Raw genomic sequence first — 11363 nt, 5'->3', positions numbered from 1 at the left:
TCACTCCCTCTGCCTGGACTGCCTGGAACTGCTCTCGGAGCTCTGGTAACTCTGATGGCCGGGCTCCCACGTCCAGGTCTCCGTGCGGTCGCCGTTATTGACGGTCAGCGTCCCGGAGGGCTCGTAGTCTTCGGACAGCGGGGACCAGGGCGGGATCGCGCCGGGAGCGGGGCCGGGGTCGGCGGACGCGGCCGGCGCGGCGAGCGCCACCGCCGAGACGGCGAGGATGGCGGTGACAAAACAGCGGGTAACGGACATGTGCTCTCCCGGAATGCGCGGATGATATGGCGGAGATATCGCCCTATCTCAGGAAAAACGAACCACATCGATGATCAAGACTTTGACCGAGTCACGTTCGGTTCGGCTGTCCACTCCGATGCGGTACGCACAGGCTCACACGCCGCCCGATCGTTTCGGTTCGGGCGGTGAGCGGCGTGGTCAGCCGGACGCCTCCGCGGAGGCGCCGACCGAGCGGATGACGGCGTCGGGGATGACGAGGTCGGCGCGGAAGCGGGTGGTGGCGACGAGGTCGGCGTTGCGCTGGTCGGTGCCCAGCACCCAGGCGACGGCGTCGTCGCGGTCCTTGCCGAAGTGCTCGTGGCGGGAGACGAGGCGGCGCACCCGCTCCTCGGGGCCGAGGTCGCAGTACCAGACCTCGTGCAGACGCGGCCGCACGCGCGACCAGTCACCCTGGTCGAGCAGCAGGTAGTTCCCCTCGGTGACGACGAGCCTGGCGGCGCGCGGGACCGGGATGCTGCCGGCGACCGGTTGCTCCAGGTCACGCTCGAACGCGGGCGCGTAGATCACGTCGTCCTCGTCCTCGCGCAGCCTACGGAGGAGTGCCGCGTAGCCGGCGACGTCGAAGGTGTCGGGCGCCCCCTTGCGGTCGCGGCGACCGAGCCTGTCGAGCTCGACGTCGGCGAGGTGGAAGCCGTCCATCGGCACGTGCGCCACCCACTCCCGCGCCGGCAGTCCCTCGGGAGGCGTCGGGCGCAGCATCGCGACCAGGTGCTCGGCGAGGGTGGTCTTGCCGGCCCCCGGGCCGCCGGTGATGCCCAGCAGCGCGCGGTGCCCCTCCCGTACGAGGGAGCGGGCCCGCGCGGCGAGGTCGTCGAGGGAGGTCACCTCCCCGAACCTAGCCGAGCCGCCCCCCGGCCTCCAGCGGAAGAACCGCCGGAGTCAGCCGGAGTCGGCGTTGAAGGAGAGTTCGGAGGTCACCCGGTAGCGGTCGCCCCGGTAGATCGAGCGGGTGAACTCGACGATCCGGCCACCGACGTCGCGGGTGGTGCGCTCGAAGAGCAGGGCCGGGGCGTACTGGGGGACGTGCAGCAGCTCGGCCTCGGTCTCGTCGGTGACCGTGGGCTCTATCGTCTGCACCGCGGTGCGGACGTCGACGTTGAAACGTTCCCGGAGGAACCGGTAGAACGACCCCGACTCCATGTCGGCCGGGACGAGGCCGTCGACCAGGGCGTGCGGCAGGTGGATGCGCTCGATGGCCATGGGCTCGTCGTCGACGACGCGCAGCCGGACGACCCTCAGGACGGGGTCGGCGGGAGAGAGCTGGAGCCGGGCGGCGAGCCGCGCGCCCGCGGGGGCGGAGCCGAACTCCAGGATGCGGCTGAGCCAGTTGCCCTCGGCCGGTGGCGCGTAGAACGAGTTGCCCGTCGTCGACGCCAGCGCCTGGGTGACCCGGTGCGGCCCGGTGAAGGTGCCGCGCCCCCGCTCGCGGACGAGCAACCCCGACCTGACCAGGTCGTCGATCGCCGCGCGCACCGTGGGCCGGGAGACTCCGAGCTCCCTGCAGAGATCCCGCTCCGAGGGGATCGCCTCGCCCGGCTTCATGTCGGCGATGAAGTCGAGCAGGACATCGCGCACCCGGTCGCGCTTGAGCCCGGACCTCATGTTTAGCGTCACGCCCCCACCTTACCTAGACATTACCTATTAGTTACCAGTCATCCGCGGAAAAACAAGCCTTGACGACGGAACTGGTAAGGGCCACCCTATGCGAAGCAGGCCAATTACTTACCAATACATGACCTCTTGGAGTACCGATGGGGTACCGCCTCCGCGCCACCGCGGCAGTGCTGACACTCGCCGCCGGCCTCACCGCATGCGGCTCCTCCGAGCCGTCCCCCTCCGCGGACTCGCCCGGCTCGGCCGGCGCCGGGCAGGGCGCCACGAACCTGACCGTGTGGGTCATGCGGGACAGCTTCTCCGACGCCCTGCTCGACCGCTTCCGCACCGACTATCTGGCGGCCCATCCGGGCGTCACCCTCGACATCCAGATCCAGGAGTGGGACGGCATCGGGCAGAAGGTGACCAGCGCCCTGGCCAGCAATGACGCCCCGGACGTCATCGAGGTCGGAAACACCCAGGTCGCCGAGTACGCCGCCAGCGGCGGGGTGAAGGATCTCACCGACAAGGTCGCCGACCTGGGCGGCGGCGACTGGCTGCCCGGCCTGGCCGAACCGGGCAGGATCGACGGGCGCCAGTACGGCATCCCGTGGTACGCCGCCAACCGGGTGGTGATCTACAACAAGGACCTGTTCGCCAAGGCGTCCATCACCGCCCCGCCGAAGACGAGGCAGGAGTGGCTGGAGATCACGGCCGACCTCAACAAGGGCGGCGACCAGGGCATCTACCTGCCCGGCCAGAACTGGTACACCCTGGCGGGATTCATCTGGGACGAGGGCGGCGACCTCGCGGTCAACGAGGGCGGCACCTGGAAGGGCGGCCTCGGCACCCCCCAGGCGCTGGCCGGCGTCGAGTTCTACCGGAACCTCCAGGCGCTGGGCAAGGGCCCCAAGGACTCCGACGAGGCCAGGCCGCCGCAGGCCGACGTCTTCGCCAAGGGCGACGTCGCCCAGCTCATCTCCGCGCCCGGTGGCGCGGTGGCGATCGAGAAGGCCAACCCGGAACTGAAGGGCAAGCTCGGGTTCTTCCCGATCCCGGGCAAGACCGCCGACAGGCCGGGCGCGGTGTTCACCGGCGGCTCCGACCTGGTCATCCCCGAGGCCTCGAAGAACCACGAGGCGGCCTACCAGGTGGTCAAGGCGCTGGCGGGCGAGAGGTTCCAGGTCGACATGGCCAAGGAGATGAGCTATGTGCCCAACCGCGTCTCCCTTGCGGACGCGCTGAGCGGCAACGAGGCGACGGCCGCGATGGCGGCGGGCGCCGCGAGCGGACACGCCACCCCCAACTCCCCCAACTGGGCCGCGGTCGAGGCCAAGAACCTGATCAAGGAGTATCTGACCAGGGTGCTCACCGGGGGTGACGCCGCCGTCGAGGCCGCCAAGGTGGACCAGGGCATCGCCGAGATCCTCAACACCACGTCCTGACACCCGCCCGGCGGACCGATCGAGCGCGGGGCGGCTCCCCCGCGCGGGTCACCCGGCTTTCCCCGCACCGCCCACGCGCCCCGTGCCGGTCCGCGCAGGCCCCGTACCGCCACCCCCGTACCCTCCGTTCCGAGGAGTGCCATGCCCGCTGCCTCCCAGGCCCCGCCCCGGCGGCGTGCCCGTGACCGGGACGCCACCGCGCCCGCGCCGCCCGCGTCGCGACCCGGCGCGCGGCCGTCCCGGTTGAACGGCCTCTGGCCCTACCTGCTGATCGCGCCGACCCTGGCGGGCACCGCCTACCTGCTGCTCTACCCGCTGGTCCGTAGCGTCGTCATCTCCTTCCAGCACTTCAGGACCGGCGAGCTGATCCGCGGCGGAGCGGCGTTCGTCGGCCTGGACAACTACGCGCGGGTGCTCGGCGGAGCGGAGTTCTGGGCCGTGGTGCGCAGGACCCTGCTCTGGACCGCCGTCAACGTCGTCCTGATCATGGTCGTCTCCACCGTGGTGGCACTGATGATCGCCCGGTTGGGCCGCAGGATGCGACTGGCCGTGATGGGCGGCCTGGTGCTCACCTGGGCGACCCCCGTCCTCGCCGCCACCACGATCTTCCAGTGGCTCTTCCAGTCACGGTTGGGGGTGGTCAACTGGCTGCTGGTCACCTTGGGCCTAGAGTCCTTCAGGGACTACACCTGGTTCGCCCACGGCACCTCCACCTTCGCCATCCTGGTCGCCCTGGTCGTCTGGCAGTCCGTGCCGTTCGCCGCGCTCACCCTGTACGCGGGCCTGACCACCGTCCCCGCCGAGTTGTACGAGGCCGCGCGGATCGACGGCGCGAGCGGGTGGCAGGTCTTCACCACCGTCACCTTCCCCATCCTGCGGCCGCTCTTCGGCCTGATCACCTCGCTGGAGGTGATCTGGGTGTTCAAGTGCTTCGCCCAGATCTGGGCGATCAGCAAGGGCGGCCCGGAGGAGGCCACCACCACCCTGCCCGTCTACGCGTTCCAGGTCGCGCAGTCGCTGCACAGGTACGACCTCGGTTCGGCGATCTCCAGCCTGACCGTGCTGATCCTGGTCGCCCTCCTGATCACCCATCTCCGGCGGATGCTCAAGCACGAGGGAGAGCACCTGTGACCGTCCCGCTGCGCCGCGTACCGCTGAACCTCGCGGCCCTGGCCGTGCTGGCCGTCTCGATCTTCCCCGTCTACTGGATGGTGCTGACCGCGTTCAAGCCCACCAGGGACATCCAGTCGCAGACCCCGACCTTCTGGCCCGCCCACCCCACCCTGGAGCACTTCGCGACCGCGGTGAGCGCCGACGGTTTCTGGACGTTCTGCGGCAACAGTCTCACCGTCACCGCGAGCGCGGTGCTGCTGGCGCTGGTGGTCGCGCTGCTCGCCGCGTTCGCGGTGGCCCGGATGCGCTGGCGCGGGCGCAGGGCGTTCGTCCTGATGGTCTTCATCGCCCAGATGGCTCCCTGGGAGGCGCTGCTGGTGTCGATGTTCATCATCGCCCGCGACACCGGGATGCTCGACAGGCTGTCGATGCTCACCTTGATCTACTTCATGACGACGCTGCCGTTCACCATCGTGACCCTGCGCGGGTTCCTCGCCTCGATCCCTCCCGAGCTGGAGGAGGCGGCGCTGATGGACGGGTGCGACAGGACGGCCGCCTTCCGCAGGGTGGTCCTGCCGCTGCTCGCCCCCGGCCTGATGTCCACCTCCCTGTTCGGCTTCATCACCGCGTGGAACGAGTTCGCCTTCGCCAACGCACTGATCATCAAGAACCAGGGCGACCGGACGCTGCCCGTCTGGCTCTCCTCCTTCAGCAACGTCTTCGGCACCGACTGGGGCGCCACCATGGCCGCCTCGACCCTCTTCATGCTGCCGGTGCTGCTGATCTTCCTCGTCCTGCAGCGCAGGGTCACCTCAGGGATGATCGCCGGCGCCGTCAAGGGATAGGTCCCACCGTCCGTCCACAGGCGCGCCCTCAAGGGGTGCCGTGAAGGGAAGACCAACGTGATCATTCCGAGGCCGCGGCAAGTGGCCGTCGACGGAGGCTCCGGCGCGTTCCGGCGGGACCTGCTGCGGCTGATGCCCGACGATCCGTCCCTCGACGAGGAGGGCTACCGCCTCGACGTCTCCCCCTCGGGCGTCGAGCTCACCGCCGGCGGCCCGGCCGGCCGCTTCTACGGCTCGCGGACCCTCGCCCAGCTGGGGCCCGAGGTGCCGTACGGGACGATCGAGGACCGGCCGAGGTTCGCCTGGCGCGGGGTGATGCTGGACGTCGCCCGGCACTTCATGCCCAAGGCGTTCGTGCTGCGCCTCGTCGACCTGCTCGCCGAGCACAAGCTCAACGTGCTGCACCTGCACCTGACCGACGACCAGGGGTGGCGGCTGGAGATCAAGCGCCATCCCAGGCTCACCGAGATCGGCGCCCGGCGCGGGGGGTTCTACACCCGGCAGGACATCCAGGAGATCGTCGCCTACGCGGCGGAGCGCTTCGTCACGGTGGTGCCCGAGATCGAGATGCCCGGCCACGCCCAGGCCGCCATCGCCGCCTACCCCCACCTGGGCAACGACCCGTCCCGCCAGGTGGAGGTCTGGTCGGAGTGGGGGATCAGCGAGCACGTCCTCAACCTGGAGGAGTCCACGGTCCGCTTCTGCCAGGACGTGCTCGACGAGGTCTGCGACCTCTTTCCCAGCACGTACGTGCACGTCGGCGGGGACGAGTGCCCCACCGTCGAGTGGGAGCGCAGTCCCGCGGCGCGGCGGCGGCTGGCCGAGCTGGGGCTGGCCGGACCGCGGGACGCGTGCGCCTGGTTCATCGGCCGGATGGCCGCCCACCTGGAGAAACACTCGCGCAGGCTGGTCTGCTGGGATGAGCCCGACCGCGCGCCGACGCCCGGCACGACGGTCATGGTCTGGCGGGACGAGCAGGCCGACCGCGGTGACAACGAGATCATCCTGGCACCGCACACCCGGACGTACTTCGACTACCGCCCCTCGGCCGCCCCCTTCGACGAGCAGCCGGCCGAGTCGGACTCACCGACGGCCCAGGAGCGGGTCCTCACCCTGGCCGACACCTACGCGTTCGCACCCGACCCGGCCGCGCGGGGCGTGCAGTGCCAGTTGTGGACCGAGTACATGCCCACGCCCGAGCGGGTCGAGTTCATGGCCCTGCCCAGGATGTGCGCCTTCGCCGAGGTCGCCTGGGGCTCGCCCGGCGACTACCCCGACTTCCTCCGGCGGCTCGGCCCGCACCTCGCCCGGCTCAGCGCCCAGGGCGTCCGGGGTGGACCGCTCATCCCCTGACCCCCGCGGGACACCGGCGTCCAGCGGCCCCGGAGCACCTCGATCCTGGAAACCCCCCAGGCCCCAGAAAGCACCAGGAAAGGAAAACACGTGCGCAGAAAGCTGTTACTCGGCGGACTGGTGTCCGCCGTGCTGCTCGCCCTGGTGGGCGTCGCGGCGAACCCGGCCAGCGCCCAGCAGTCCCTCAGGCTCCAGTACAAGACGAGTGCCACCGGCGCGACCGCCGACCAGGTCGAGCCGTGGTTCAACCTGGTCAACAGCGGCACCTCGGCCGTGCCGCTGAGCGGCGTGAAGATCCGCTACTACTTCAAGGCGGACCCGGGGGCGACGCAGTACCGCTTCGCGTGCTCGTGGGCCGTGGTCTCCTGCTCCACGGTCACCGGGGCCTTCGGCACGCTCTCAGCCCCGGCGGCGACCGCCGACCGCTACCTGGAGGTGGGCTTCACCTCGGGGAACCTCGCGGTCGGGGCGCAGACCGGTGACCTGCAGCTGCGCTTCCACCGGTCCGACTGGCAGCGGATCACCCAGAGCGACGACTACTCCTTCGGCCCGGCCCGCACCACCTACGGCGACTGGACCAAGGTGACCGTCCACCAGAACGGCGCCCTGGTCTGGGGCACCTCTCCCACGGGCGGCGACCCGTCCCCGTCCCCGTCCCCGACCCCGTCGGTCACGCCCACCGGCCCCGAGGGCGGCGGGGTGGTGTTCGACGACTTCTCGTACGGCGACGCCGACGATCCCAGCCTCACCGCGCACAACTGGACGGTGCGCACCAACAGCGGCGGTCCCGGCGTGCCCGGCGCGAGCTGGCCCAAGCAGAACGTGACCTTCCCCACGGTCTCCGGCACGAACAAGGCGCTGCAGCTCAGGGCGGTCACCGACGGCACCGGTGCGGGCACCCGGCAGTCGGAGGTGCTGCACCGGCGCAAGTTCCTCGAAGGCACCTACGCGGCCCGGGTGAAGTTCTCCGACGCCCCGGTCAGCGGCCCCGACGGTGACCACGTCGTGCAGACCTTCTTCACGATCACGCCGCTGGCCTTCGACATGGACCCCGACTACAGCGAGCAGGACTTCGAGTACCTGCCCAACGGCGGCTGGGGCGAGCCCGGCAACATCATGTACACCACGTCGTGGGAGACGTACCGCAACGAGCCCTGGGAGGCGGTGAACGTCCACACCGAGGCCAGGCAGAGCTACGCGGGCTGGCACGACCTGGTCCTCCAGGTCTCCGGCGGCCAGATCAGGTACTACATCGACGGTGCCCTCTTCGCCGAGCACGGCGGCGTCTACTACCCGGAGACGGTGCAGTCGGTCAACTTCAACCTCTGGTTCATCAGCGGCGGACTGGTCGGCGCTTCGACCCCGCGCGACTACGTCCAGCAGGTCGACTGGTTCTACCACGCCAAGAACGAGGTCGTCGCTCCCGCCGAGGTGCTGAACCGGGTCAACGGCTACCGCTCCGCCTCCACCTCCTGGGTCGACACCGTGCCCAACCCCTGAGATCCCTGCCAGCACGAGCAGGACGCACAGCCAGGACGCACGGCCCGCGCCCGCCTATGGCGCGGGCCGTGCCCCCTCCTCTTTCCCAGGTGCCGGCGCTTCCATGAACCTTCGGGCCGGGCGGCCGGCGATCCCCGGCGTCCAGGCGCGGCATCCGTCCGATCAGCCGCCGGCCATGGTGTAGCTCAGCGACTGGTCCTTGTACTCCTTGTCGTCGGTGCTGGCGGCGAGCACCCGTTTCACCTTGCCCTTGAAGTCGACCACCAACGCCTCGTAGCCGAAGCTCTGCCTCCGCCAGGCCACGACGTGCCGGTCGTCGTACCAGCCGAGGATCCGTTCTGTCGCGAACGGGATCCGGGCCTTCAGCTCCGCGCCGGGACCGGTGGAGTGGAGGCAGATCTCCTGGGTCACCCCGCAGTATGTGATCATCAGCGTGCCGGACGGGTTTATGGGGTCACCCTCGACCCAGATCGAACCGTCCACGTCCGAAAGGTTCTGCAGTACGGTGCCCTGCAGGTCGTAGAAGCGGATGCTCTCGACGTTGTCGCGGACCGTCCAGGCGCCGACCGCCTGGCTGTCACTCCGCCAGAAGTAGCTCCAGGACCCGCTGACCTCCTTCACCCGGACGACCGAGGCCTTCTTCGTGGCGATGTCGATGGTCGCGTAACCGTAGACGCGCGTGTCGTCCTTGATCGTCTCGTACAGGGTGACCAGCCCCTTGGTGCCGTCGGGCGACCACAGCGGATAGAGCGCGACGATCGGCTTCTTGGCGATCTTCACCTCGTTCTTCGCCCCGGACTTGTGGTCGACGATCGAGGCGACCTCGTAGCCGTCCACGCTGTACTGGCTGTTCACGGCGAGAGCATGGGTGCCCGAGGGGTTCAGCCGGTAGTAGTAGTACGACTGCTCCCTGACGAACTCGTCGGTACCGGCCCTGCGGGTGTAGGTGTAACGCACGTTTCCCCTCCACATGAAGTAGGAGGTGAGCTTGATCGGGTCCTTGTCACTCTCATGGATCGTGATGGAGCTGCCCGGCAATTTGATCTTCCGGTCCGCGGGCGGAACCGCGGAGACGGCCCGGGGGGAGGCGGTGGCGGTGGGAGTGGTGGTGCTCCCGGTGGCCACCCGTGTGCCGGTGCCCGTTCCGGTGAGGGTTCCGTTCTGCACCAGAACCGTGACCGTCACCGCGACGAGGGTGAGCGCGAGTCCGGCGCAGGCCACGATCCAGCCCCGGCGCACCCGCCTCTTCCGGCCCGGGAACTGTTGCGCCCCGTGTCCCGCCGGAGCGACCGCCCCCTGAGGCGCGAACCCGTGCGGCGGCGGGTATCCACCCGGCCCGGCCCGGTGCGGGTGTCTCCCCGGCTCGGTTTGTTGAACCGCATACCCGTTCGGTCCGGTCTGGTATGACGGATACCCTCCTGGACCGGCCTGGTGCGGCGGGTATCCGCCCGGATCGACCTGGTGTGAGTATCCCCCCGGAGTGGCCCAGTGCGTCGCGTACCCGCCCGGTCCGGTCTGGTGAGGTGGGGGGCTTCCGGGATCCGTCCGGTACGACGCCCCGCTCTGCGGTCCGCCCGGGTAGGGGGGATACGCGGGGTCGGTCCGCTGGGCTGCGGCTGCCACCCCCTCTGCGAGCATGCCCCGGGGGGAGACCAAGGGCGACGCGCCCTGACCGCCCTGTGCGCCCCGACCGTCCTGGATGTCTTGTGTGCCCGGACCGGTGTGGCCCAGCAGGCACATCAGCGCCTCGCCCGCCGTGGGCCGCAGGCTCTCGTCCTTGGTCAGGCACCGCCCGACCAGCTCACGCAGCGTCGGGTCGGCGATCGCCGACAGGTCCGGCTCGGCGTTGAGAATCCGGTTGAAGATCGCGGGCAGGCTGTCGGCGCCGAACGGCGGCTGCCCGGTGGCCGCGAAGACCATCGTGCCCGCCCAGGCGAACATGTCGGCGGCCGGACCCGCGGCCCGCCCCGCGAGCTGCTCGGGAGTCATGTAGGCGGGCGTGCCGATCGCCGTCGAGGTCAGAGAGGAGGTGCGGTCCAGGGCCTTGGCGATGCCGAAGTCGATCACCCGGGGGCCGTCGGCGGCCAGCAGCACGTTGGCCGGCTTGAAGTCGCGATGCACGATCTCGGCCTGATGGATCGCCACCAGCGCGGTCACCGTGCCGATCGCCAGCCGGTGCAGGGACGCGCCCTCGCGGGGGCCCTCGGCGCCGACGACATGGTCGAGCGTCGGCCCCTTGACGTACTCACTGACGATGTAGGGCCGCTGCTCGTCCACCCCGGTCTCGATCACCGCGGCGGTGCAGAACGGCGCCACCCGCCGGGCAGTGTCGACCTCACGCACGAAGCGCTCCAGTGCCTCCCTGTTCTGGGCCAGGTCACGACGGAGCAGCTTGACCGCGACCTCGGCCCCGGTGGGGGCGACACCCAGGTACACCGTCCCCTGGCCGCCCTCGCCCAGGCGCGCGGTGAGCCGGTACTCCCGCACCTTCTCGGGGTCCCCGGGCCGCAGGGACGCAAGGTCCGGCATGACGACATCCTCCTTCACGTCACGGGCACCCACGTGAGATCTCATGCGGGCTCAACGCCAAATGTTCAGGATCACAGGGCCCACTTGTGCCTCACTTGGAAGTCGGAGACACCTGACTGCGAGGGGAATGCCGGCAGGGCACAGACCGTACGGCCGTTCTCCCCTGCCTCCCCTGCGGGTCGCCCCTCCTAGGCGCCCCCTGAATTGGTACCCGAGATTCATGTTTGTTACGGTCCTAATGTGCGATTGACGAAGTTCACGGATCTGGCACTCCGGGTGACCATGCGGCTGGCGGTCGCCGAACCCGGGACGGTCCTCACCACCAGACAGGTGGCCGACGCCATGGCCATCCCCTACACCCACACGGCCAAGGCCATCGCGCGCCTGCAGCATCTGGGTGTGGTGGACGCCCGCCGAGGGCGCGGCGGCGGACTGGAGATGACCGGTTTCGGGCGTAAGGCCTCGCTGGGATGGCTGGTCCGCGAACTGGAGGGCGAGGAGGAGGTGGTCGCCTGCGAGGGCGACACACCGTGTCCGCTGCGGGCGGCCTGCCGCCTGCGCGGCGCGCTGCGCGAGGCCCAGCGGGCCTTCTACGCGGCGCTCGACCCGCTCACCGTGGACGATCTGGTCCGCTCGCCGACCGGTCCCGTGCTGGTCGCTCTCTCCTGACCACTCCCTCCCGAAT

The 11363-nt window shown here is 70.0% G+C and carries 10 protein-coding genes; 6 read left to right on the top strand and 4 right to left on the bottom strand.

Annotated elements, in window-relative coordinates; all coding sequences use genetic code 11:
* The 3 genes from ACFQVD_RS33510 to ACFQVD_RS33500 all read right to left on the bottom strand — a co-directional run bounded on the left by ACFQVD_RS33510 (position 1) and on the right by ACFQVD_RS33500 (position 1914).
* Positions 1–258 carry a hypothetical protein gene (locus ACFQVD_RS33510; protein ID WP_343962376.1) on the bottom strand — a complete coding sequence of 86 codons (258 nt, stop codon included), beginning with the start codon at positions 256–258 and terminating at the stop codon, positions 1–3.
* A 180-nt stretch (positions 259–438) separates the two neighbouring features.
* Complete coding sequence (locus ACFQVD_RS33505) at positions 439–1125, bottom strand: nucleoside/nucleotide kinase family protein (protein WP_343962374.1); 687 nt, start codon at positions 1123–1125, stop codon at positions 439–441.
* Between the two features lie 54 nt (positions 1126–1179).
* Positions 1180–1914, bottom strand: a complete 735-nt coding sequence (locus ACFQVD_RS33500; protein WP_343962372.1) for a GntR family transcriptional regulator — start codon at positions 1912–1914, stop codon at positions 1180–1182.
* Between the two features lie 137 nt (positions 1915–2051).
* Here ACFQVD_RS33500 and ACFQVD_RS33495 point away from each other — a divergent pair, with 137 nt between their 5' ends.
* The 5 genes from ACFQVD_RS33495 (at position 2052) to ACFQVD_RS33475 (ending at position 8149) form a co-directional block, all read left to right on the top strand.
* Positions 2052–3338: an extracellular solute-binding protein gene (locus ACFQVD_RS33495; RefSeq protein ID WP_343962370.1), complete on the top strand. Its 1287-nt coding sequence runs from the start codon at positions 2052–2054 to the stop codon at positions 3336–3338.
* 141 nt (positions 3339–3479) lie between these two features.
* Positions 3480–4469: a carbohydrate ABC transporter permease gene (locus ACFQVD_RS33490; protein WP_343962368.1), complete on the top strand. Its 990-nt coding sequence runs from the start codon at positions 3480–3482 to the stop codon at positions 4467–4469.
* Entirely contained in the window at positions 4466–5296 is an 831-nt protein-coding gene (locus ACFQVD_RS33485; RefSeq protein ID WP_343962365.1) for a carbohydrate ABC transporter permease, read from the top strand. Before ACFQVD_RS33490 ends, ACFQVD_RS33485 begins: the two co-directional genes overlap by 4 nt.
* A gap of 57 nt (positions 5297–5353) precedes the next feature.
* Positions 5354–6649, top strand: coding sequence for a beta-N-acetylhexosaminidase (locus ACFQVD_RS33480; RefSeq protein ID WP_343962363.1), 1296 nt, complete (start codon positions 5354–5356; stop codon positions 6647–6649).
* A gap of 90 nt (positions 6650–6739) precedes the next feature.
* On the top strand, positions 6740–8149 hold the full coding sequence (locus tag ACFQVD_RS33475) for a cellulose binding domain-containing protein (protein ID WP_343962361.1): 1410 nt from the start codon (positions 6740–6742) through the stop codon (positions 8147–8149).
* A gap of 162 nt (positions 8150–8311) precedes the next feature.
* Here the strand turns inward: ACFQVD_RS33475 and ACFQVD_RS33470 are convergent, their stop codons facing one another.
* Positions 8312–10678 (bottom strand): serine/threonine protein kinase, encoded by a 2367-nt coding sequence (locus tag ACFQVD_RS33470; RefSeq protein WP_343962359.1) that lies wholly within the window; start codon positions 10676–10678, stop codon positions 8312–8314.
* Between the two features lie 240 nt (positions 10679–10918).
* On the opposite strand from ACFQVD_RS33470, the gene ACFQVD_RS33465 reads away from it, so the two are divergent.
* Entirely contained in the window at positions 10919–11347 is a 429-nt protein-coding gene (locus tag ACFQVD_RS33465; RefSeq protein ID WP_343962357.1) for an RrF2 family transcriptional regulator, read from the top strand.
* Positions 11348–11363 lie beyond the last annotated feature (16 nt).

The sequence above is a fragment of the Streptosporangium amethystogenes subsp. fukuiense genome (genome assembly GCF_042665875.1).
In the GTDB taxonomy this organism is placed as follows: domain Bacteria; phylum Actinomycetota; class Actinomycetes; order Streptosporangiales; family Streptosporangiaceae; genus Streptosporangium; species Streptosporangium fukuiense.
The sequence above is the reverse complement of the archived record's forward strand: the minus strand, read 5'-3'. Positions and strand labels throughout refer to the sequence as shown.